The following is a 23759-nucleotide window of genomic DNA, read 5'->3' as shown; positions in this document are numbered from 1 at the left end:
TTAAGGCTGATTATCCGGCACTGGTGAGCACATCTCGGCGATCTGCTGAACCGTGCTGTTATTGTTCTGGTCAGCCTTGCCGTTAAAGACGTCGTCGAACAGTTTTGCCTTGTCGAGTTCGCTCACAACACAGCCGCAGAACTGCGTGCATAGCGTTTCACTTCCATTCTGAATGCAGGATGCGACGCAGGATTGCATAAAGGCTTGGCGTGGCGCTGGCTGTGCTGGCGGCATGATCTGCGAGAACAGATAGACAAGCGCGATCAGTACAGGCTGATGGATCAGATAGAATGCAAGACTGTGGCGACCGATAGAGGTGAGCGGCTTTTGCAGAAAGGCGGGCTTAATGCCGCCGGATAGTATCGGGAGCCAGTTAAAGCGCTTGAAGATACGTGCCGCCGCTATACCAATCAGCACGGCGCCAAACCATGGAAACAGCGGCACGTAATCGTTGGAGCGAGGCGGGACTGTCGAAAGCCCGATCCATGCAAGCCACATCTGGTTGAAAATATCTGACTGTGCATAAAACGGTGCGGTTATGACGAAAGCTGCCACGATCAGTGTAACAACAGGTGGCAGGCGCAAGAACAGTAGACCCAGCACGCTTGCCAGTGCGATCTGATGCAGAATGCCGAAGAAAATGAAGTTATCGGGTGACATATAGTATGTCACAGCGGAAATGGCTGCTGCTGCCGCTCCGATCTGCAACAGACGCTTTCCCATTGCTTCCCAGCGGATGGCTCTGCCATGCGCGAGAACAAGACTAAAACCGACCAGAAACAGGAAGCTTGATGCGATGCAGCGCGCAAAGAGCTTCCATCCGCCATGTGCTGTCGTTGCCGGTGCCATGTAGCCGAAGAACTCAAGATCCCAGCCGAAATGATAGATCGCCATCGCAATAAGCGCGACGCCGCGCGCAATATCAATGCGTGTCAGGCGCGGACGGCTTGCGGGCGTTACAGTCAATTCAGCATTGCTCTGCATGTTATTTCCTGAGCTGTGACACTAAGAGTCGAGCCGATTCCTATCACATGCGATTGCATGGCTGTAGCACTTGCACGAAAATCAGAATGATTTTTGGAAAGCGCGATGCACCGAATTGAACTATGTCAAAGGACCGGATTCGTTCGGTTCGGGTTATATCGTGCTGCTTATCGGTGGAGATCGCGTTGTTTTTCAGTGTTTCCAAGCTTTTCTGGCTGTTTTTTCAGCCGCTGACAATCATCCTCGTATTTCTGTTGATCGCACTTTTGCTGATCTGGACCGGCTTTAGAAAACTCGGGCTTACAACGCTAATTGCCGCTGTATTGGTGTTGTTTATCAGCGCTTATACAACACTTGGCACCGTGTTGCTTGCGCCGCTGGAAGATCGCTTTGCAAAACAGACCGAGCTCCCGAAACGTGTTGATGGCATTGTGGTTCTGGGCGGTTATATGAATGGTGACATCAATGCAGGGCGTCCCGGATTTGAATTGAACAGCGCTGCCGATCGAATTTTTGAGACGATGCGGCTTGCACGGCTTTATCCCGACGCGAAAGTCATTGTGTCCGGTGGGGACGGTGCCTTTTTTGAAGACGCCAAGCCCGAAGCCGATAGCACACGCACAATGTTGTCTGATCTGGGCTTTTCAGGTGATCGCTTCATTTTTGAGAACAAATCCCGCAATACAGTAGAAAATGCGGAGTTTTCCAAGGCGCTCGCTGAACCAAAGCCCGGTGAAACATGGCTTCTGGTGACGTCGGCCTATCATATGCCGCGGTCTATCGGGTGCTTCCGCAAAGCAGGCTTTGACGTTGTTGCATGGCCGGTTGATTATAAGACACCACCAAAGCAGGGCCTTTCAATCTATCTTGAATCGCCGAACGAAGCCTTGTCGCGCTTTAGTGTAGCAATGCGTGAATGGGTAGGGCTTACAGCCTATTGGATGACCGGCAAGACAGATATGCTGCTGCCTCAACCCTGATGCCCCATTTCTGCCGTGACTTTAAAGCTTTTGTTAAGCATAGCTGTTGTTAAGGTTCTGATACTAAATCAGTTTTTGAATCGTGCTGTTGCGAATTGATGAAATGCGCCGCATTTCCGCCATTTTTCACAGTTGCGTTTCATCTGCGTCAGGATTATATCTCCGGTAACAGCGTTGTGAAGGACGCTGCTTATAAGAGTTGCACAACAAGGTTGTAAAAAAATCTCCATGGACGAAACCGTTCAAAAATCCTGCTGGGGCGTGACGCTCTGGGCAGTCGTTGGCCTCGCTACAATCATTCTCATGGCTTATCTTTTTTCCGCTTGATGCGGATGCATTCGGTCCCGAAAAGTTGAATGGCTTTTCGGATACGGCTTTGCATTGAAAATGGACAGAACGTGCGTTCGTATCTTAATTGAGGTTCGACGTGCTATGGAGTTGCGTAAACCGGAAATTTAATGCCGCATTTCGGCATTCTGTTGGCGTTGTTCCTCTCCTACACTATCTGTTAATGGTGTAATATTATTGCGCGTTCGCGCGTGACATTGCGCTGCCCGTTTGCGGGGCGAAATAGGTGTAGAATGTTTCTGTCGGTATTCGATCTGTATAAAATTGGTATTGGGCCTTCGAGTTCGCACACGATGGGTCCGATGACGGCTGCCCATATGTTCCTCGATGAGCTGGTCAGCGGCAATTGGCCGAAGCCCGCCAATGCGAAGGTTTATCGATTGAAGGCGAGCCTGCACGGCTCACTCGCCTATACCGGCATCGGCCACGCCACGGATCGCGCTGTGATTCTGGGCCTTTGTGGTTTCACACCTGATTCGATTGATCCGGATATTATGGATAGCGAAGTCGAAAAGGTTTCGCGTGCCAGGACGGTTCAGCCCGCTGGGCATCCGGCATATCAGTTTGATCCCAAGACCGATTTGGTTCTTGATCGTAAGACGCCTTTGCCCGGCCATGCGAATGGCATGGCTTTTGAGGCATACGACAAAAGCGACCGATTGCTCCTCCGCCGTGTGTATTTTTCGATTGGCGGCGGCTTTGTTGTGACTGCGGAAGAATTGAGCCGCGTGCAGACCAGTGGTGGAAAGCGCGAGGAAAAGGCCAATGTGCCTTATCCGTTCAACAATGCAGCTGAAATGCTCGCTATGGCACGTTCAAGTGGGCTTTCAATTGCCGACATGAAGCGCGCCAATGAAGAGTGCCATATGTCGTGCCTTGATCTCGACGAAGGTCTTGATCGCATCTGGGGTGCGATGCGAGGTTGTATCGAACGTGGCCTGAGCCGTGATGGTATCATGCCGGGGGGCTTGAAGGTCCGTCGCCGCGCACGTCAACTATTTGAGCGTCTGGAAGACGATTGGCGCAACAACAAGCTCAATCCGCTGCTCGCAAATGACTGGCTGTCCGTCTATGCTATGGCCGTCAACGAAGAGAATGCTTCGGGTGGGCGTGTTGTAACCGCACCGACCAATGGTGCGGCGGGTGTCGTGCCTGCTGTTCTGCGATATTACCTTCATTTCCACGACGATGCCGATGCAAAGGGCATTCGAGACTTTTTGCTGACGTCAGCGGCAATTGGTGGCGTGATCAAGCACAATGCTTCGATCTCAGGCGCAGAAGTAGGTTGTCAGGGTGAGGTCGGTTCTGCATCAGCTATGGCCGCTGCCGGTCTTGCGGCTGTTATGGGCGGCACGCCTGAGCAGATTGAGAATGCAGCTGAAATAGCCCTTGAGCATCATCTGGGCATGACCTGCGATCCGGTAGCCGGTCTCGTGCAGGTGCCTTGTATTGAACGCAATGCGCTTGGCGCTGTAAAGGCTGTTACGGCTGCATCGCTTGCTGTGAAGGGTGATGGTCAGCATTTCGTGCCGCTTGATGCCTGTATCGAAACCATGCGTCAGACGGGTCACGATATGAGCGAGCGCTACAAGGAAACCAGTCAGGGCGGACTGGCCGTCAATGTGGTTGCCTGCTGAGGATAACATTCTTATCACTTGAAGCCTGCATTCAGCTTGGCTAAATCAGCCTCATGGCACTTAATCTCGTCAAACTCTGCGTCGGCTGCGATAGCATCGAAGATCTCGCAGCCTGGATCGATTTCAGGCTTGCGGAGCAGCGCGCTGCCGGGCTTGTCCCGGAACAGTTTCACACGACACGCATGGTTCCCAAACGTATTGATGAACTGCTTGAAGGCGGATCGCTTTATTGGGTGATCAAAGGCAATGTTCAATGCCGCCAGCGCTTGCTCGATATTCGCCCGTTTACGGATGAGCAGGGCATCAATCGCTGCCATCTGGTGCTGGAGCCGAAAATCCATCCGACTCAGTGGCAACCACGTCGTGCTTTTCAGGGCTGGCGCTATCTCAGTGAAAACGAGGTTCCGCTTGATGAAGCGGCTGGTAAGTCGGGCAGGGCAGCACTGCCGCCGGAGCTTCGGCAGGAACTTGCAGCGCTGGGATTGCTTTAGTTTACAAACAAAAAAGGCCCGTCGAAATGACGGGCCTTTTTTGTAGGTGAGATATTTCAGCTCTCAATCGTGATGCGTACTGCCACTTTATCGGACGTAACCGGCAGGGTCATACGCATCATGGTGCGCGGCTGCACCATGCGGCGATTGCGAGCGGCGTGGCCAACCAGCAATCCAACCAGATCACGCGTATGGAAACCTTTTCCATGACGCACATCGGCAAGACGAATCGCAGCCTGCTTAAGAGCCTGAACGGAGAACAGTGAACTAAGTCCGGATGGGCGAGGCGCTTGTTCAGTCCATATGCTGGACTTCAGAGCATATTGTCCGATCGTTTCATTCATATTCGACATCTCGAAACCCTCTACGCAATACTATTTTCGGGTTTAAAGCGGTTACGAGAGAGCCTCCCCTCTCGCTCGGATTAATTGGCGACTGCGTAGCAGCCAAAGTTCTTCTTCTTGAGCGATGCGCATGCATCCCATGCAGCCTGCTTCGAGGAGAAGCCTACAAAGCGAGCACGGTAGAAAGTGGAGTTACCCTTCACGAATGTTTCAGTGTAAGGCGATGCGGAACGAAGTGGCGCACCGACTGATGAAGAGACCTTGGTCAACATATCGCGTGCCTGGCCTTCGCTTGGCAGCGAGCCAACCTGAATGGCCCAGCCACCGGAAGCGGGTGCTGATGCTGTCGTTACAGGGTCGATATCGTGTGCTGGAGCCGACGGAACTGCGGCCTTTGGCGTTGGGCGCACAGCTGCCTGCGCTGCCATTGCAGCTGGGCGCTGTGTCGGTGCGGCGAGAGCCAGAACCTGTGGCTGGTCAATATCGCCTTCGCCGCTTTCGTTGTTGATGACGTCAGCAACTTCAGTGGTCTGACGAGCAACTGGAACCGGTGCATTACGTGCCTTTGGCAGATCAACCGATGCGACAACCTGTGGAACTTCACCACGCATTGCAACAAGTGGTTCCGAAACGCGGCCACGAGTGGCTGCAGGAAGATACTTGCGGATCAGCTGGGTCATGTGTGCATCGCGGCTCGCGCCGGTGTTACCGCCCATGACAACGGCAACAAGACGACGACCGTCATAATTGACCGATGAAGCGAGGTTGTAGCCCGATGCATTGGTGTAACCGGTTTTAATACCGTCAACGCCTTCAACACGACCGAGCAGGCGGTTGTGACCATTGATTGTCTGACCACGGAATACGAAGCTACGACGCGAGAAGTATGAAAACTCCTGCGGGAAGTGCTGACGAAGCGCAATGCTGAGGATTGCCATGTCGCGTGCAGTCGTAACCTGCGACATGTTCGGAAGGCCCGACGCGTTGCGGAAAGTGGTGTTTGCCATGCCCAGACGACGGGCTTTGGCCGTCATCATCTGTGCGAAACGCTCTTCTGAGCCGCCAAGGAATTCGCCCGAAGCAGTTGCAACGTCGTTGGCAGACTTGGTCACCATGGCGAGAATAGCATCTTCAACACGGATGGTCTGACCTGGCTTGAAGCCAATCTTTGTCGGTGGACGCGCTGCTGCATAAGAAGAGATAGGAATACGGGTATCTTTATTGATACGACCTGACTTCATGCCTTCAAATAGCATGTACATGGTCATCATCTTGGTCAGCGATGCCGGATAGCGTTTAGCGTCTGCGTTGGATGCAAACAGCGTTTTTCCGGTGTTCGCATCGATCACAATAGCGGCATATCTGTCATTTGCCACAGCAGGAACTGTCGTTGAGGCCGTAGAGCAGCCTGTTACAACAGCGAGAAGAAGTGTGGCTTGCGCCGCTCTTTTCAAGGCATATGCTACTTTGCTGAATGCGGTACGCACGATGATGACCTGCCTGTATTCCGGTTTTTTTGAACTGCGGCGCAAAGGGCACACAGCTGTCTAATTCCGTAACCTTACTGTCATCAGCGTTACCAATCCGTTTATGGTAACTACAATATTCATAAATTTTGAAAAAATGTGCCCAGCGGTTTCGGGTGCTCGTTCGTCTTATTGATAGCTATTTTTGATTTTGAACATCTTTCGATGGTTGCCTACTCGTAAAAGTGACTGAGATAACTGTGCCAATGCAGCACCTTGCAATAAGTCTCGGTTGCAAGTGTCGATGAAGGGCTTAAAATCAGATCATGACGCCCTACATATGAGGGCAGGCAGGCCAGATAGTTGGGCATTCGGGTGTTAGGTTTCATGAGGCATTTTAATCCAGTCATGCAGAGCAAGACCAACGGCGGGAACGGACCGGATAACGGTACGGTTGTGGTCACGCGCACGCAGCCTAAAACCAAGAAGCCAAGCCTCTATCGTGTCCTGCTTCTCAATGATGACTACACTCCTATGGAGTTTGTCATTCATGTCCTGCAGCGGTTTTTTCAAAAGAATATGGACGACGCAACGCGTATTATGTTGCATGTTCATAACCACGGTGTCGGTGAGTGCGGCGTATTCACTTACGAAGTTGCCGAAACCAAGGTTAGCCAGGTCATGGATTTTGCCCGCCAAAACCAGCATCCATTACAATGTGTAATGGAGAAAAAGTGAGGTCATATGCCATCGTTTTCTCCCAGCCTTGAAAGGGCGCTGCATCAAGCGCTTACCATCGCGAACGAGCGGCATCACGAATATGCGACGCTCGAACACCTCTTGCTTGCCCTGATCGACGATCAGGATGCGGGCGCAGTGATGCGCGCCTGTAACGTCGATCTCGAGCATCTCAAACGGATCGTGACCGATTATATCGACCGTGAACTGGACAATCTTGTCACTGGCTATGACGAGGATTCCAAGCCGACGGCAGCTTTCCAGCGCGTGATCCAGCGCGCCGTGATTCACGTCCAGTCTTCCAACCGTGAAGAAGTTACCGGTGCGAATGTGCTGGTTGCCATCTTTGCAGAGCGCGAAAGCCATGCTGCCTACTTCCTGCAGGAGCAGCAGATGACGCGCTATGATGCAGTCAATTATATTTCGCACGGCATTTCAAAACGCACGCAGAGCAGCGAAACGCGTACCCCGCGTGGCGCTGAAAGCCCGAGCGAAGAACGTACGAGTGTGGAGCCGGAAGAAGGCGCAAAGAAAAAGCAGGATGCGCTTACTGCCTATTGCGTCAATCTGAACGAGAAAGCCAAGTCCGGTCGTATTGATCCGCTGATCGGTCGTGACAGCGAGATCAGCCGCACCATTCAGGTTCTCTGCCGTCGCTCCAAGAACAACCCGCTTTATGTGGGTGATCCGGGCGTTGGTAAAACCGCAATCGCCGAAGGTCTGGCAAAGCGAATCGTGGAAGGCGATGTGCCTGAAGCGCTTGCTGATGCCACGATCTTCTCGCTCGACATGGGTACGCTGCTTGCCGGTACACGTTATCGCGGTGATTTCGAAGAGCGTCTGAAGCAGGTCGTAAAGGAGCTCGAAGAATATCCGGGTGCGGTTCTGTTCATCGACGAAATTCACACTGTCATCGGTGCCGGCGCGACTTCCGGCGGTGCGATGGATGCATCGAACCTGCTAAAGCCAGCGCTTTCTTCGGGTGCAATCCGTTGCATTGGTTCGACGACATATAAAGAATATCGTCAGTTCTTCGAGAAGGACCGCGCACTGGTGCGTCGTTTCCAGAAGATTGATGTCAATGAGCCATCGATTCCGGATGCGATTGAGATCATGAAGGGTCTGAAGCCGTATTTTGAAGACTTCCACAAAGTCAAATATACGGTTGATGCTATCAAGTCGGCTGTAGAGCTTTCTGCACGCTATATCTCCGACCGCAAGTTGCCCGACAAAGCCATCGACGTGATCGATGAAACTGGTGCAAGCCAGATGCTTCTGCCGGAAAACAAGCGCAAGAAGACCATCGGCGTCAAGGAAATCGAAGCAACCATTGCCACCATGGCGCGGATACCGCCGAAATCTGTTTCGAAGGATGACGAGCAGGTGCTCGCACATCTCGAATCGGAACTGAAGCGCGTTGTCTATGGTCAGGATCTGGCGATTGAAGCGCTTTCCTCTGCGATCAAGCTTGCCCGCGCAGGTTTGCGGGAAGCAGACAAGCCAATCGGCTCCTATCTGTTCTCCGGCCCAACAGGTGTCGGTAAGACGGAAGTGGCCAAGCAGCTTGCTTCTTCGCTGGGCGTCGAACTGCTGCGTTTCGATATGTCGGAATATATGGAGCGTCACACTGTATCGCGTTTGATCGGTGCCCCTCCAGGATATGTCGGCTTCGATCAGGGTGGCCTTCTGACCGATGGCGTCGATCAGCATCCGCATTGCGTGCTGTTGCTCGACGAAATCGAAAAGGCGCATCCAGACCTCTACAACATTCTGTTGCAGGTTATGGATCATGGCTCGCTCACCGATCACAACGGCAAGAAGATCGATTTCCGCAATGTGATTCTGATCATGACCACCAATGCCGGTGCCGCCGATATGGCAAAGGCTGCGATTGGTTTCGGTTCGACACGGCGCGAAGGCGACGACATGGAAGCGATCAACCGGCTGTTCACGCCGGAGTTCCGCAACCGTCTCGACGCAATCGTTCCATTCGGTCCGCTGCCGGTTCCGGTCATTCATCAGGTCGTTCAGAAGTTCGTGCTGCAGCTCGAGGCACAGCTTGCAGAACGTGGCGTGACATTCGAACTGACCGAGCCCGCTATCGCTTGGCTTGCTGACAAAGGTTATGACGAGCGCATGGGCGCGCGTCCGCTGGCTCGCGTCATTCAGGAACACATCAAGAAGCCATTGGCCAATGAAGTGCTGTTTGGCAAGCTCAAGCATGGCGGTACGGTTCGCGTCGATGTGACGACAAAGGACGACGGCAAGACCGATCTTGCTCTTGAGACTGTTTCCGACAAGCCGGTTACTCCGAAGAAGGATATTCCGGCAGAAAAGAAGCAGCCCGTGCGCAAGAAGGCAGCACCGAAGAAGGCTGAAAAGGAAAAGGTTCTGGCTGGCAAGGATGAGGTCGCGCCAAAACCTGCCACCAAGGCTTCGACGGCGAAATCGTCGGTTCCTAAAGTGCCGCGTAAGAAATAAGAACTTAAAAAGGCCCTTCACATGAAGGGCCTTTTTTATTGACTGCATTTGCGGCTGAAAAACCGCTTCGCAATTTTGGCTTAAATACATCTTCAGTTTTTAATATGCATTATCCTGCGCAAAACCGCTTCGCACTTTTGCTGGAAATGCTTTAGTTTGAAGCATGTCTTCGAGTCTTTCCCCCAGTTCCGACCAACAGTCAGCAGAGCAATCTGGCCATCTTGGCTGGTTTTTTCGCGGTACGCGCCGAATCGTGAGCGTGCCTGCCATTTTACTGATGAGTTCCTTTATTGGCTTTTCAGGGCTGGCGATTGAAAGTGGCATAACAGCCGGGCAGGCGGTGTTTATGACACTGACCATTTGGGCTCTGCCTGCAAAGGTGGTGCTCATTGGCGCGATCAGCGCCGGGGTATCAATTCCCGCAGCGGCCTTGGCTGTCGGATTGTCATCTGTTCGCCTCATGCCGATGGTGGTGGCTCTTTTACCGGAATTGAAAGGCCCAAAGACACGCAAGCTGACACTTGCGGCCCTATGCCATTTTGTGGCGGTGACGGCCTGGGTCATGGCAATGGAAGAGCTGCGTAATGTGCCACGCAATATGCGGACCAGCTATTTTGCAGGCATCGGCACCGTTCTTGTTGGCACGAATGCGCTTGTGGTCGCCTTGGTTTATATGCTGTCGGCATCTTTTCCGCCTGTCGTGTTTGCAGCGCTTTTCATGCTCACGCCGATGTACTTTCTAACATCGCTCTGGAGATCGGCCCGCGAACGGGCGGGGCAGATTGCGATGGTTTCAGGCATCGTGCTTTTCCCGATCTTCCACCAGTTTGCACCGGGCTATGATCTGCTTCTGACTGGTGTTTTCGGCGGGCTGATTTCCTTCGCCTTTCACCGCTCGCGCAAGGCGAGCAAGGAGGCTCTGCAATGAATTGGGACAGCTATTCCGATTGGTGGTGGCCGCTTGTATTCATTCTGCTTGCAGGAGCGCTTCCAACATACATCTTCCGGGTCATGGGAGTGGTTGTCGGTGGCCGGGTACGTGAGGATTCGGAGGTTCTGGTGTTTGTGCGCTGTGTTGCGACGGCACTGGTTGCAGGCGTGATCGCACAGCTTATTCTGTATCCGAACGGGGAGCTCGCAAACTCCCCGATGTGGCTTCGTGTTGGATCGGCAGCTGCCGGATTCATCGCTTATCTTATCGCGGGCAAGCGCTTGCTTGTCGGTATTGTGGTGGCAGAAGCGCTGCTGATTGCCGGATTGTTGAGCTTATAAAGACGATTCTTATCAAAGTGCTGCGCGGATTTTCTCAGCATTTGCTGTAAGAACCGCTGCGTCTTCCATTTTTCCGGTATGAGGCTTCAGTTCTACACCTTCAAAACGCGGGATGACGTGGAAGTGCAGGTGATAAACTGTCTGGCCTGCTGCCGGTTCGTTAAACTGAATGACAGTGACGCCATCCGCGTCAAAAGCATTCTTCACGGCATTTGCGATCTTCTGCACGGCTTTGATGGCTTGGGCGAGCGCTTCCGGCTTTGCATCAAGCAGGTTGCGTGAAGGGGCTTTTGGAACAACCAGCGTGTGGCCGGTTCCCTGCGGCATGACATCCATGAATGCCACAATATCATCCGTTTCATAGACGCGCGTTGAAGGAATCTCGCCGCGCAGGATTTTTGCAAAGATGTTGTTGTCATCATAGGTGGCGGACATACTGTTCTCTCCAGTTCAGTCTCTTATTCGGTTGTTATCGTCATGCCTGCTTGAAGGGCGTGTGCTCTTCCAGTGCTGCATGTATCTGATCGACTTCTCGCCGTTCACGTTCCAGATAATCGCTGACAGCGCGGCGGAAACCTTCATGCGCAATATAATGCGCGGAATGGGTCGTAACAGGCACATAGCCACGTGCAAGCTTGTGCTCGCCCTGTGCACCTGCTTCCACAACCCGTAATTTGCGATCAATCGCGAAGTCTATCGCCTGATGGTAGCAAACCTCAAAATGGAGGTATGGGTGATCCTCGATACAGCCCCAGTGACGTCCATAAAGTGTATCGCTACCGATGAAATTGATCGCACCGGCAATGTAACGACCATTGCGTTTCGCCATGACCAGCAGGATATCCTGCGCCATCGTTTCGCCAATCAGCGAGAAAAACTTGCGGTTGAGATAGGGGCGGCTCCACTTGCGGCTGCCTGTATCAATATAGAATTCATAAAAGTCATCCCAGACCGCTTCCGTCAACTCCTTGCCGGTCAGCCAGTCGATTTCGATGCCTTCTGAAAGCGCCTCTCGGCGTTCTTTTTTGAGAGCTTTGCGTTTTCTTGACACAAGCTCATTTAGAAAATCATCATAATCGGAAAAGCCATTGTTTATAAAGTGAAACTGCTGATCGATTCGATGCAGAAAACCGGCTGCTTCGAGCGATGAAATCTCGGTCTGAGGCGCGAATGTAACGTGAGCAGAAGAAGCGCCTGTCTGATCAGTGAGTTGCCGCAGCCCCGTCGCGAGAGCAACCTGGATGGCTTCGGGTTCAAACTCCCGATGGTGAAGCAGGCGCGGGCCGGTTGCGGGTGTGAACGGAACTGATGCCTGAAACTTGGGGTAGTAACGCCCGCCTGCGCGTTCAAAAGCATCTGCCCAGCCGTGGTCGAATACATATTCGCCCTGACTATGGCCTTTCAGGTAATTGGGAATTGCCCCGATAAGATACCCCTGATCGTCTTCGAGGCGGAGATAGTGAGGCAACCAGCCAGCCTGTTGTGACACGGAGCCTGACTGTTCCAGCGCCAGAAGAAATGCGCGGGAAATAAACGGGTTATAATTGCCATCCTGCCGGGAAGTTCCGGCAAGATGGTTCCATTCGTCTTCCGAAAAGTCGCCAACGCTTTCAACGATGCGAAGAGCGAAGCTTTGCTCAGTCTGCTTCTCGTCGTCACTCATGGCGAAATGTCCTGTTAAGCGACCAGTGCGCGCGGATCGAAGCCTTCAAAGGTGATCTGATCCACGTTGAGATCGCTATGCTTTTTCATTTCTGCATCGCGTACTGTCCAGCTGATAACCGGAAGGGCGAGCTTTTCACGAACGAAGCTGACGAATGGGTTCGGCAGGTGATGCACATTATAGGATACGAAGGAAATCTGATGCGCGAGCATTGAGAAATGTGCTTCGAAATCCTTTGTACGCGTGCCTTCTGCGGTCAGGCCTCCCGGGATGCCGGGAGCGTCGCTTGCAAACAGTCGAACCAGATGATGGTCGAAAGACATGATTGCAGCTTGGCCCTTATAAGAAGCGAGTTCTTTTGCAACAGCCGCCACGAGACCATCGTCGCGGCCTTCAATGCCCTTCAGCTCAATCACGACAGGCACGCGGCCAGCAATCAGATCAAGCATCTGTTTGAGCGTTGGCGCGCGATCAGCGGTGCCGCCAATATGAAGCTCAGTAGCCTCTGCGAGCGTCAGATCGCTGATACGGCCTTCGCGCCCGGTAAGGCGCTTGAGATCGTCATCATGAAACACGATGACGCCGCCGTCTTTGGTCAGATGCACGTCGCATTCAATTGCAAAGCCAGCTTTCGCTGCTGCATCAAAGGCTGCGAGTGTGTTTTCCCACCGCTCTTTATTGAGATCGTGGATGCCACGATGCGCAATTGGCTGTTTCTTGAGCCATTCAGGAGATGACATTATGCAACCTCGATGATTGCTTCGATTTCAACCGGTGCATTCAGCGGCAGGCTTGCAACGCCGACAGCTGAGCGGGCGTGTTTGCCAGCATCGCCAAGGACAGTGACGAGAAGATCTGATGCGCCATTGGCAACCAGATGCTGTTCAACGAAATCAGCTGTCGAGGAAACGAATACGGTGATCTTTACGACGCGCTTGATCTTGTTCAGATCGCCAAGAGCTGCCTTTGCCTGTGCGAGAATATTGACGGCGCAGGCGCGTGCTGCAGCCTGGCCGTGAGCAACCGTCAGCGCATCGCCGATCTGACCAGTGTGAATGAGCTTGCCGTTTTCCAATGGAAGCTGGCCCGAAGTCAGCAACAGAGGGCCGGTTTGCGCGAAAGGCACATAGTTTGCAGCCGGTGCTGCAGCTTCCGGTAAAGATATACCCAGATTTTTAAGACGGCTGTCGATTGTGTCGGTCATTCCATTAATCCTTGCTAACTTAATGCCTTTCGCACCCGATACATTAAATAGAATCGGTGAAGCTTTTGGGGAGGGTGCGTTTTTTGCCTCGCTTCCGCCACGAGTTTTTTTATCATGCTCCTCAATAGATCGGGAGATTCATGTATGCGTTTTTTGAGAATGACATTTGCGGCGACTGGAGCGGCAGTTTGTGTTTGGGGTGGTTCGGCAACGATTGCCAATGCTGCTTCGACGGTAACGTTGGTTCCGCATCGCGCAGTGTATGATCTCACATTGGATCGTGCCGATGAGAAATCCGGGATTAGTGGCCTGACGGGGCGTATGGTCTATGAGTTCAATGGCTCGGCTTGCGAAGGCTATACGACGAATTTTCGCTTTGTGACGCGCATCGATATGGATGAGCAGCCGCAACGCGTGACCGATCAGCAGACGACAACGTTTGAAAGCGGTAACGGCAAGGATTTCCGTTTCGTCAACAAAACCTTCGTTGACAAGGAACTGGTCAAGGAAGTTCGTGGCGATGCCAAGGTTGCAGATGGCAAGACCCTTGTCGAACTGACCAAGCCGAAGGAGAACAGGCTCGATCTCAAGGCGACGCAGTTTCCGACGATGCATATGGAAGAGCTGATCGCCAAAGCGGCAGCTGGTGAAAAGTTCTATCAGACGTCTCTTTATGATGCGTCGGAAGATGCGGACCGCGTTGTCTCGACGACGGTTGTCGTTGGTAAGGAGCAGGAAGCCAAGAACGACGAAACCAAAGCCATGGGCAAGTTCACGAAGGACAATGTCTGGCCGGTGACGATCTCCTACTTTGACGACAAGGAAAAGCAGGACGGTCTTCCAATCTATCGCATCAACTTCAAGCTTTACAAAAACGGCATCACCCGCGACTTGACTATGGATTACGGTGATTTCGCCATGCGTGGAAAGCTGGTTAAGCTTGATGTCTATGATGACAAAGCACCCAAAGCGGATTGCAAATAGGTCGTTTGCCACAGCCTTTGGCGTTATAATGGTCGCAAGGCTTGCATTTATTGGCGTGTTGGTTTAACAGCGCGCCTATTCCACACACGGGATTGGGCTTTTGCAGGGAGAAATCCTGCCTCAGCCTCCGGTGGCGAGCAATCGCCTCAGCCCGTGGAGGTTCAACCGGAAAAGGAAAATACAGATGGCATTGCCTGAATTCAGCATGCGTCAGCTTCTGGAAGCTGGTGTTCACTTTGGTCACCAGACCCACCGCTGGAACCCAAAGATGGCTCCTTACATCTATGGCGACCGCAACAACATCCACATTCTTGATCTGTCCCAGACCGTTCCTCTGCTGCACAACGCGCTGAAGATCGTTTCGGACACCGTTGCTCGCGGCGGTCGCGTTCTGTTCGTTGGTACGAAGCGCCAGGCTTCGGACATCATCGCTGACGCAGCAGCTCGTTCGGCTCAGTACTACGTCAATGCACGCTGGCTCGGCGGCATGATGACCAACTGGAAGACGATCTCGAACTCGATCCAGCGTCTGCGCAAGCTCGACGAAATTCTCGCTGGCGACGCTCAGGGTTACTCGAAGAAGGAACGCCTGAACCTCGAACGCGAACGCGAAAAGCTTGACCGCGCTCTCGGCGGCATCAAGGACATGGGTTCGGTTCCTGACCTGATGTTCATCATTGACACCAACAAGGAAGCAATTGCTATCCAGGAAGCCAAGCGTCTTGGTATTCCAGTTGTTGCGGTTATCGATTCGAACTGCGATCCAGACCAGATCGACTTCCCAATCCCAGGCAACGACGACGCTGCACGCGCTATTTCGCTCTATTGCGATCTGGTTGCTCGCGCTGCTCTCGACGGTATTGCACGTCAGCAGGGCGCTCTCGGCATCGACGTTGGCGCACAGGCTGAAGCTCCTATCGAGCCAGCTCTCGAAGCTCCAGCTGAAGGCGCATAATCAGCGCTCATGAATTTCATCCATCCGTCACATGACGGGTGGATAACTTCATTCGTTCCGATGCAATGAGCGTCGGTTAAAAGTTGGCACACCCATTCGGTGTGCCTTCGCTTTCGTGAAAGGCGACACAATGAGCATTTCCGCATCACAGGTTAAAGAACTCCGCGAACTGACCGGCGCAGGCATGATGGACTGCAAGGCAGCGCTTGCTGAAACCAACGGCGACGTAGAAGCCGCTGTTGATTGGCTGCGCGCCAAGGGTATCGCTAAGGCTGACAAGAAGGCTGGCCGTACGGCTGCTGAAGGTCTGGTTGGCGTTGCTGCTTCCGGCAACAAGGCTGTTGTCGTTGAAGTCAACTCCGAAACCGACTTCGTTGCTCGTAACGACGCTTTCCAGGATCTCGTCCGCAAGATCGCTCAGGCTGCTCTTTCGACCGACGGTTCGTCTGAAGCTGTTGCTGAAGCAAACATCGACGGCAAGTCCGTTACGCAGGTTGCTAAGGACGCAGTTGCGACCATTGGTGAAAACATCAGCTTCCGTCGTTCGGCAGCTCTTGAAGTTTCCAAGGGTGCAGTTGCTACCTACATCCACAACGGTGTTTCGGATGGCCTCGGCAAGCTCGGCGTTCTCGTTGCAATCGAAACCGAAGGCAATGCAGAAGCTGCAAGCGCATTCGGTCGTCAGGTTGCGATGCACGTTGCTGCTATCAACCCACTCGCTCTGACCGCTGCTGACGTTGATCCAGCTGCTGCAGAACGCGAAAAGGCGATCTTCATTGAGCAGGCTCGTGAATCGGGCAAGCCAGATGCAATCATCGAAAAGATGATCGAAGGCCGTATGCGCAAGTTCTATGAAGAAGTTGTTCTTCTTTCGCAGGCTTTCGTTATCAATCCTGATCTGACTGTTGAAGCTGCCCTCAAGGAAGCTGAAAAGTCGATCGGCGCTCCTGCTAAGATCACTGGCTTTGCACGTATCGCTCTCGGTGAAGGCATCGAGAAGGAAGAAAGCGACTTCGCTGCTGAAGTTGCTGCTGCAGCCAAGGGCTAATTCGTCTTTTCATCTGAAAAGGCTTTTGATTATGAAGGGCATCGCGTGACAACGCGGTGCCCTTCGTGTATCGGAACCCCAATACTAACAGTTGATCACAATCAGCGGAGAACACTCCATGTCCGTTAAGTCCGCCTATAAACGCGTTCTTTTGAAAGCCTCGGGCGAGGCATTGATGGGCAGTCAGGGCTTTGGCATCGATGTTTCGGTTGCTGACCGCATTGCCAATGATATCAAACAAGCGCGGGAGCTTGGTGTTGAGGTGGGCGTCGTTATTGGTGGCGGAAATATTTTCCGTGGCGTAGCGGTTGCATCCAAGGGCGGCGATCGCGTGACAGGCGACCATATGGGGATGCTTGCCACTGTGATCAATTCGCTGGCGCTGCGTACTTCGCTTCACAAGATCGGCGTGGATGCGGTTGTTCTCTCCGCCATAGCAATGCCTGAAATTTGCGAGAGTTTCTCGCAGCGACAGGCAACTGCTTATATGGACGAGGGCAAGGTTGTGATCTTTGCAGGCGGCACGGGCAATCCTTTCTTCACGACAGATTCTGCGGCAGCTCTGCGTGCAGCTGAAGTGGGCGCCGATGCGCTTCTTAAAGGTACTCAGGTTGACGGCATCTATTCCGCCGATCCGAAGAAAGACCCAACCGCAACGCGATTTGACGCGCTTACGCACAAGGAAGTTCTTGATCGCGGGCTTGCCGTCATGGATACAACGGCGGTCGCCCTTGCACGCGAGAACAACATTCCGATAATAGTCTATTCCATCCATGAAAACGGCGGCTTGGCCGAAATTCTACAAGGCAAAGGACGCTGCACGATCGTTTCCGATAATTGATCGGCGTATTGATCGTTTGTCTTGTCGCGCACTGAAGGAGAACATGCATGAGCGATGTTTTTGACATCAACGACCTGAAGCGACGCATGGAAGGCGCTGTTAATGCCCTGAAGCATGACCTTGGTGGTCTGCGTACGGGTCGCGCTTCTGCAAGCTTGCTCGAACCAATCACGATTACGGCTTACGGATCTGAAATGCCGATCAATCAGGTTGCCAATATTACGGTACCTGAATCGCGTATGCTGTCAGTTTCCGTATGGGATAAGACCATGGTTGGCGCTGTAGAGCGTGCGATTCGTGATTCCGGTCTCGGCCTTAATCCGATTACTGACGGTATGACGTTGCGTATTCCTTTGCCGGAGCTCAACGAACAGCGCCGCAAGGAACTGGTCAAGATTGCGCATCAGTATGCGGAACAGGGTCGTATTGCAGTCCGTCACGTTCGTCGTGACGGTATGGATACGCTGAAGAGGCTCGAGAAAGACGGCGATATCAGCCAGGATGACAGCCGTGGTCTTTCTGAGAAGGTTCAGAAGCTCACCGATGATACGATCGCTGAAATGGATAAGATCGTTTCGGTCAAGGAAGGTGAGATCATGCAGGTCTAGTTTCCTGATTTTGGAGCGCGCGAATTCTTTTTTTCAGAAAAGTGCGGCTTTGAAAGCATGGGCTACTAGAAACAAGTTGTTGCCAGTGTCTGGTAAGTTATGAAATTCTGATTGTGTTTTTCAAAGCGCTACAGATTTATGACGTTAGGCACTGGCTGTGCATGATTTACCAATGAGGAGAGCTTCGCCATGTCCGATCCGCGCCACATAGCCATTATTATGGATGGCAATGGCCGTTGGGCGAAGGCACGCGGTTTGCCGCGCAGCGCCGGTCACAGGGCCGGTGTCGAAGCTTTGCGTGAGACGGTGAGGGGCGCTGGCGACCGCGGCCTTGGCTATCTTACACTCTTTGCATTCTCGTCAGAAAACTGGTCGCGCCCAAGCGGTGAAGTCGGCGATCTCATGGGATTGCTGAAGCTTTTTATCCGCCGCGATCTTGCCGAACTGCATCGCAATAATGTGCGCGTGCGCATTATTGGTGAGCGCGAAGGGCTGGCCGCGGACATTTGCAGCCTGCTTGGCGAAGCGGAATCTCTGACCCGCCATAATAGCGGCCTTAACCTCATTATCGCTTTCAATTATGGTTCTCGCGATGAAATCGTCCGCGCGGTGCAGAGCCTTGCGCGTGATGTGGCGGCTGGCCGCCTTGACCCATCATCGATTTCTGCGGAGCTGATCTCCGCCAATCTGGACACGGCCGGTATTCCCGATCCGGATTTGATTATCCGCACCAGTGGCGAAATGCGCCTGTCTAATTTTCTGCTTTGGCAGGCAGCCTATGCAGAATTTCTGTTCGTTCCTGGCCACTGGCCAGACTTCAAGCCTGCCGATCTCGATGCGGCTTATGAGGTCTTCCGTCAGCGCGAGCGCCGTTTTGGTGGTGTGGAGGTGCGCGACAAGCTCGAAGAGTGTTCACCTGCAATCGAATGCACTTCAGCAAAAGGTGCAGCGGTTTGATGCGGCCTGGCCGCATAGAGTGCCGTGCGACCGGTGGGGCGCACAAAGGCCGCTCTAACAGTTTAGGTTAGCCGAAAGGTATCAATGTCAAATCTGCAAACTCGCATTCTGACCGCCATCGTTCTCGGCGCTGCAGCTCTCTGGCTGACCTGGGTAGGCGGACTGGGTTTCACGCTCTTTTCCATCGCGATCGGTTTGGCGATGTTTTATGAGTGGACGGAACTCAGTGCGACAAAGCAGACGTCCTTTTCCCGCCTCTTTGGTTGGGCTTGGCTTATTCTCACCTTTATTCTTCTTGTGCTTGATCGTAGCGCGCTGCTGACTATCGGGGCGCTGCTTGCAGGTTCAATTGTTCTTCTCGTAACACAGTGGAAGACCGGACGTGGTTGGCCCGCTGCTGGCATCTTTTACGCCGGTTTTTCTGCAATTTCGCTTTCGCTGCTTCGAGGCGATGAGCCGTTCGGTTTCACAGCTATCTGCTTTCTTTTTGCCGTCGTATGGTCCACCGACATCGCAGCCTATTTCAATGGGCGCGCTCTGGGCGGACCAAAACTGGCGCCGCGTTTTTCACCAAACAAGACATGGTCTGGGGCTTTGGGCGGCGCGGCTGCTGCAGTTGCGGGTGGTATTCTGGTTGCGTCGCTCGTTGCACCTCCCGGAAGCTGGGTTGTGCCATTGCTGGCATTGCTGCTGTCGATTGTTTCGCAGATTGGCGATCTCGCAGAATCATGGGTGAAGCGTCAGTTCGGTGCAAAGGATTCTGGCCGCCTTCTGCCAGGACACGGCGGCGTTCTGGATCGGGTTGACGGACTTGTTGCGGCTGCTGCACTTTTGTACATCTTTGGTGCGATTATTGCCGAGCCAGATGTTCCGTCTGCAATTTTCTTTAGTTTCTGATGCGTGTGAATTCGTAGGAGTGGTGATTTGCAGGAGGCTCTGGCCTTTTTTATCGGCAGCGAAAGTCTGCTTGTAGGAACGATAATTCCATTTCTATTTGTACTGACGGTTGTCGTCTTTGTGCATGAAATGGGCCACTATCTCGTTGGACGCTGGTGCGGCATCGGTGCGAGTGCCTTTTCCATCGGCTTCGGACCCGAACTGATCGGTTTCACCGACAAGCATGGCACGCGTTGGAAGCTTTCTGCGATTCCGCTCGGCGGCTACGTGAAGTTTTTGGGTGATGAAAGCGCCACAAGCTCACCTGTGGGTGTGGATAACTCCAATCTCAGTGCAGAAGAACAGAGCAGGGCATTTCATACCCAGCCTGTCTGGAAACGTGCCGCGACTGTTTTTGCAGGTCCCGCCTTCAACATCATTCTTACGGTTGTCATCTTCAGCGTGTTCTTTGCGCTTTATGGTCGGCAGATCGCTGATCCGCTTGTTGCTGGGGTTCAGCCGGGTAGCCCGGCTGCCGAAGCTGGTTTTGAGCCGGGCGACCGCTTTGTCAGTGTTGAGGGACAGAAAATCACAACTTTCTCCGATGTTCAGCGGATAGTTTCTGGTCGCTCAGGTGATGAGTTGGACTTTACCGTTGAACGCGGCGGCAAGATGGTCGACCTGAAAGCGACACCTGCCCTTGTCGAACGTACTGATCCGCTGGGTAACAAGGTCAAGATGGGTGCTATCGGCGTGGAAACTACGCAGGCGGTCGGTAATTTTCGACGCATTGAGTATGGTCCGCTCGAATCAGTAGGGCAGGCGATAGTCGAAACCGGTCACATCATCAGCCGAACTGGTGAGTTTTTTCAACGCTTTGCCGTTGGCCGTGAAGATAAGTGCCAACTCGGCGGTCCAGTGAAAATTGCCAATATGGCGGGCAAAGCCGCAAGTCAGGGATTCGACTGGCTTATCCAGCTGACAGCCATGCTTTCTATTGGTATTGGGCTTTTGAACCTGTTTCCATTGCCACCATTGGATGGCGGACATTTGGTTTTTTATGCTGTGGAAGCAATCAAGGGCAGCCCAGTGTCTGTTGGGGCACAGGAAATTTTTTATCGTGTTGGGTTCCTCGTTGTGATGGGATTCATGGGGTTCGTACTTTTCAACGACCTGTTTGCCTGCTAGATCACTGTCCGGCTGGCAAACGGGGAGCCGGGTCGCGCTGCTGATTGGCGAGACTCTCCACCGTAAGGAGCGCAACGTGTGGCGGAAGCCGTACGGAGGCGTTAATCAGAAATGAACATTGGGAGTGAGGACTGGAAAAGCGTAGTGATCTGTTTACCATAACAGTTAAATCGCGTGGCGCGGATGCCACGCCGGTTGTTTAAGTAAACAGTTTTTAACCGCGACGCTTGCTTGTATAGAAAAACCGGCTATTACGGTTGTATCTATACGTGCATTTCTGGGAAATTCGCCCCGGGGACAGAAAGAAACGAAGGTTCGGAAAGCCTATGACGGCAAGTTCTAAATTCTTTGGCGCCGCTTCAGCGCTCGCCATGTCGGTGGCTCTTGTAGCTTCTGGTACTGCTGCGCTCTCTCTGGCATCGATCAATGCTGCTGAGGCTGCGGTCGTCAATCGCATTGAAGTTCGCGGTAATACGCGCGTCGATGCTCAGACAATCCGTGACAACATCGACATTCGCCCGGGCAAAGCTTTCAACAGCAATGATATTGATGCTGCTGTTAAGCGCTTGTTCGCAATGGGGCTGTTCTCGGACGTGCGCATCAACCAGTCAGGTGGTTCGCTGATCGTTCAGGTGAGCGAGCGCCAGGTTGTGAACAATGTTCTCTTCCAGGGCAACAAGAAGGTCAAAGATCCTGATCTGGCTCGTGCTGTTCAGCTTAAAGCCCGTTCGCCGTTTGATGCGGCAACGATGGAAGCTGATAAGGAAGCCATCAAGGGTGCATATGCTCATATCGGCCGCAGCGATGCGACTGTAAATGCTCGCACCGTTGATCTCGGTCAGGGTCGCGTGAACGTGGTTTATGAAATCACTGAAGGTTCGCGCACGAAGATCGCCAGCATCAATTTCGTTGGTAACAGTGCATACAGCGCCCGTCGTCTGCGTGACGTGATCTCCACAAAGCGTTCGAACCCGCTTTCGTGGCTGACCCGTAATGACGTTTACGATGAAGGCCGTCTGCAGGCTGACGAAGAAACGCTACGCCGCTTCTACTACAATCGCGGTTATGCAGATTTCCGCGTACTGTCATCGAATGCGGTTCTGAATCCATCGACCAACGAATACGACATCACCGTTACGGTTGATGAAGGTCAGCGCTATACCTTTGGTAATGTCAGCGTCGAAAGCACCGTTGATGGCGTTGATACGCAGTCGCTCGGTCATTTGGTCAAGACCCGCGAAGGTAAGCCTTACAGCGCCAAGGAAATCGAAGACTCCGTTCTTGCGGTTACCGAAAACGTTGCTGGTAGCGGTTACGCTTTCGCCAAGGTTGAGCCACGCGGCGACCGCGACTTCGACAATCACACAATCTCGGTTGTTTATAGCGTTGATCAGGGTCCACGCGCTTACGTTCAGCGCATTGAAATCCGCGGCAACGACAAGACGCGCGACTACGTGATTCGTCGTGAATTCGACATGAACGAAGGCGACGCCTTCAATCAGGTCATGGTTCAGCGCGCTAAGCGCCGTCTTGAAGCTCTCGACTTCTTCCAGACCGTCAATATCTCGACTGCTCCAGGCTCCGAGCCAGATCAGGTTATCCTGGTGGTTGACGTTGTCGAAAAGTCGACCGGTGAGTTCTCGATCGGTGGTGGTTACACGACCGGCGGAGAATCGCCAGGTGCGCAGGTTGAAGCTGCGATTACCGAGCGTAACTTCCTTGGCCGTGGTCAGTTTATCCGAATCAGTGCTGGTGCAGGTCAGGACGAAATGCGTAACTACGCACTGTCGTTCACTGAGCCTTACTTCCTCGGTTATCGCATGTCGGCCGGTTTTGACGTATTCCGTCGTTCGTACCGCGTAGACAACGGTGGTCGTTATGACGTTCAGCAGACGGGTGGTACGATCCGCTTCGGCCTGCCGATTACTGACAACTTCTCGGCTGGTCTGGCCTATAACCTGGTTCAGGAAAAGTACGACCTGTACGTTTCTGACCAGAATGGCAATCCAGATCCTAACTATTATGCTCCAGCACTTATTGAAGCTGCTGAGCATAGCCCATGGCTGCGTTCGTCGATCAGCTACTCGCTGACGTATAACTCGATCGACGACATGAAGAACCCACATGAAGGTCTTTATGCCAAGTTCACGCAGGAATTCGCAGGTCTTGGTGGCGACGCGAAGTATCTGAAGACGACTTTCAAGGGTAACTACTACACCACGCTTATGCAGGAAGCCGACATTGTCGGTATGCTGGGTGTCGGCGGTGGTTACATCCACGAATTTGGTAGTGACGGTGTTCGTATCTTCGATCTGTTCAAGAACAACACCGACATTATCCGCGGCTTCAAGTTCAACGGTATTGGTCCTTATCAGGATGCTGCTAACGGCAACCGTTACTGGATGGGTGGCACCACATACTTCAGCGGTACTGCTGAAGTTCAGTTCCCGATGCCGCTCGTTCCAGAAAGCCTTGGTATCCGTGGTGCTCTGTTCGCAGACGCTGCAACCTTGTACGGAAACGATACCCCGGGCGTCTTGGGCGATGACAAGAAACTCCGCGCTTCGGCTGGTGTGAGCTTGATGTGGGCTTCTCCATTCGGTCCGCTCCGCTTCGACTATGCGTTCCCGATTGCAAAGGCTGACACCGATAAGGTTCAGAATTTCAACTTTGGTGTTTCGACCAAGTTCTAAT

At 53.0% G+C, this 23759-nt stretch carries 23 protein-coding genes; 16 read left to right on the top strand and 7 right to left on the bottom strand.

Annotated features, from left to right (window positions below; all coding sequences use genetic code 11):
• Entirely contained in the window at positions 1-984 is a 984-nt protein-coding gene (locus tag KMS41_05880) for a DUF1624 domain-containing protein (protein QWK76665.1), read from the bottom strand.
• A gap of 185 nt (positions 985-1169) precedes the next feature.
• On the opposite strand from KMS41_05880, the gene KMS41_05875 reads away from it, so the two are divergent.
• The 3 genes from KMS41_05875 (at position 1170) to KMS41_05865 (ending at position 4440) form a co-directional block, all read left to right on the top strand.
• On the top strand, positions 1170-1964 hold the full coding sequence (locus KMS41_05875; protein ID QWK76664.1) for a YdcF family protein: 795 nt from the start codon (positions 1170-1172) through the stop codon (positions 1962-1964).
• A 581-nt stretch (positions 1965-2545) separates the two neighbouring features.
• The gene (locus KMS41_05870; GenBank protein ID QWK76663.1) at positions 2546-3949 is read left to right on the top strand and encodes an L-serine ammonia-lyase; all 1404 of its coding nucleotides are present in this window, start codon (positions 2546-2548) and stop codon (positions 3947-3949) included.
• Positions 3950-4002: 53 nt separating this feature from the next.
• Positions 4003-4440, top strand: a complete 438-nt coding sequence (locus KMS41_05865; GenBank protein ID QWK76662.1) for a DUF1489 family protein — start codon at positions 4003-4005, stop codon at positions 4438-4440.
• 56 nt (positions 4441-4496) lie between these two features.
• On the opposite strand, the gene KMS41_05860 is transcribed toward KMS41_05865, so the two are convergent.
• Both KMS41_05860 and KMS41_05855 read right to left on the bottom strand, forming a co-directional pair.
• Complete coding sequence (locus tag KMS41_05860) at positions 4497-4793, bottom strand: hypothetical protein (protein QWK76661.1); 297 nt, start codon at positions 4791-4793, stop codon at positions 4497-4499.
• Between the two features lie 71 nt (positions 4794-4864).
• Positions 4865-6271 (bottom strand): D-alanyl-D-alanine carboxypeptidase, encoded by a 1407-nt coding sequence (locus KMS41_05855; protein QWK76660.1) that lies wholly within the window; start codon positions 6269-6271, stop codon positions 4865-4867.
• Between the two features lie 366 nt (positions 6272-6637).
• On the opposite strand from KMS41_05855, the gene clpS reads away from it, so the two are divergent.
• From clpS to KMS41_05835, 4 genes are all read left to right on the top strand, one after another.
• Positions 6638-6988 (top strand): ATP-dependent Clp protease adapter ClpS, encoded by a 351-nt coding sequence (gene clpS, locus KMS41_05850; GenBank protein QWK76659.1) that lies wholly within the window; start codon positions 6638-6640, stop codon positions 6986-6988.
• A 6-nt stretch (positions 6989-6994) separates the two neighbouring features.
• Positions 6995-9469, top strand: a complete 2475-nt coding sequence (gene clpA, locus KMS41_05845) for an ATP-dependent Clp protease ATP-binding subunit ClpA (GenBank protein ID QWK76658.1) — start codon at positions 6995-6997, stop codon at positions 9467-9469.
• 163 nt (positions 9470-9632) lie between these two features.
• Complete coding sequence (locus tag KMS41_05840; protein ID QWK76657.1) at positions 9633-10397, top strand: AzlC family ABC transporter permease; 765 nt, start codon at positions 9633-9635, stop codon at positions 10395-10397.
• The gene (locus KMS41_05835) at positions 10394-10741 is read left to right on the top strand and encodes an AzlD domain-containing protein (protein QWK76656.1); all 348 of its coding nucleotides are present in this window, start codon (positions 10394-10396) and stop codon (positions 10739-10741) included. Before KMS41_05840 ends, KMS41_05835 begins: the two co-directional genes overlap by 4 nt.
• A gap of 12 nt (positions 10742-10753) precedes the next feature.
• Here KMS41_05835 and KMS41_05830 read toward each other — a convergent pair whose 3' ends face one another.
• The 4 genes from KMS41_05830 to KMS41_05815 are packed head-to-tail and all read right to left on the bottom strand — an operon-like array spanning position 10754 to position 13608.
• Positions 10754-11176 carry an HIT family protein gene (locus KMS41_05830; GenBank protein QWK76655.1) on the bottom strand — a complete coding sequence of 141 codons (423 nt, stop codon included), beginning with the start codon at positions 11174-11176 and terminating at the stop codon, positions 10754-10756.
• A gap of 40 nt (positions 11177-11216) precedes the next feature.
• Positions 11217-12404: a GNAT family N-acetyltransferase gene (locus KMS41_05825; protein QWK76654.1), complete on the bottom strand. Its 1188-nt coding sequence runs from the start codon at positions 12402-12404 to the stop codon at positions 11217-11219.
• A gap of 14 nt (positions 12405-12418) precedes the next feature.
• Entirely contained in the window at positions 12419-13144 is a 726-nt protein-coding gene (locus KMS41_05820; protein QWK76653.1) for a glycerophosphodiester phosphodiesterase, read from the bottom strand.
• A complete protein-coding gene (locus KMS41_05815; protein QWK76652.1) occupies positions 13144-13608 on the bottom strand; it encodes a RidA family protein in 465 nt (154 codons plus the stop codon). The genes KMS41_05820 and KMS41_05815 overlap by 1 nt, the downstream gene beginning before the upstream one ends.
• Positions 13609-13752: 144 nt before the next feature.
• On the opposite strand from KMS41_05815, the gene eipB reads away from it, so the two are divergent.
• The 9 genes from eipB to bamA all read left to right on the top strand — a co-directional run bounded on the left by eipB (position 13753) and on the right by bamA (position 23758).
• On the top strand, positions 13753-14592 hold the full coding sequence (gene eipB / locus KMS41_05810) for a cell envelope integrity protein EipB (protein QWK76651.1): 840 nt from the start codon (positions 13753-13755) through the stop codon (positions 14590-14592).
• Between the two features lie 184 nt (positions 14593-14776).
• Positions 14777-15547, top strand: a complete 771-nt coding sequence (gene rpsB, locus KMS41_05805; GenBank protein QWK76650.1) for a 30S ribosomal protein S2 — start codon at positions 14777-14779, stop codon at positions 15545-15547.
• A gap of 130 nt (positions 15548-15677) precedes the next feature.
• Complete coding sequence (gene tsf / locus KMS41_05800) at positions 15678-16595, top strand: translation elongation factor Ts (protein ID QWK76649.1); 918 nt, start codon at positions 15678-15680, stop codon at positions 16593-16595.
• Positions 16596-16713: 118 nt separating this feature from the next.
• Entirely contained in the window at positions 16714-17436 is a 723-nt protein-coding gene (pyrH, locus tag KMS41_05795) for a UMP kinase (GenBank protein ID QWK76648.1), read from the top strand.
• A 47-nt stretch (positions 17437-17483) separates the two neighbouring features.
• Positions 17484-18044: a ribosome recycling factor gene (gene frr / locus KMS41_05790; GenBank protein QWK76647.1), complete on the top strand. Its 561-nt coding sequence runs from the start codon at positions 17484-17486 to the stop codon at positions 18042-18044.
• A 189-nt stretch (positions 18045-18233) separates the two neighbouring features.
• Positions 18234-19001, top strand: a complete 768-nt coding sequence (locus tag KMS41_05785; GenBank protein ID QWK76646.1) for an isoprenyl transferase — start codon at positions 18234-18236, stop codon at positions 18999-19001.
• A gap of 84 nt (positions 19002-19085) precedes the next feature.
• Positions 19086-19898, top strand: coding sequence for a phosphatidate cytidylyltransferase (locus KMS41_05780; GenBank protein ID QWK76645.1), 813 nt, complete (start codon positions 19086-19088; stop codon positions 19896-19898).
• 27 nt (positions 19899-19925) lie between these two features.
• On the top strand, positions 19926-21065 hold the full coding sequence (gene rseP, locus KMS41_05775) for an RIP metalloprotease RseP (protein QWK76644.1): 1140 nt from the start codon (positions 19926-19928) through the stop codon (positions 21063-21065).
• Positions 21066-21391: 326 nt separating this feature from the next.
• Complete coding sequence (bamA, locus tag KMS41_05770) at positions 21392-23758, top strand: outer membrane protein assembly factor BamA (protein ID QWK76643.1); 2367 nt, start codon at positions 21392-21394, stop codon at positions 23756-23758.
• The last annotated feature ends 1 nt before the right edge of the window (position 23759 follow it).

It is taken from the genome of Ochrobactrum sp. BTU1 (assembly GCA_018798825.1).
Lineage (GTDB): Bacteria > Pseudomonadota > Alphaproteobacteria > Rhizobiales > Rhizobiaceae > Brucella.
This window is presented reverse-complemented; position numbering and strand designations above follow the sequence as displayed.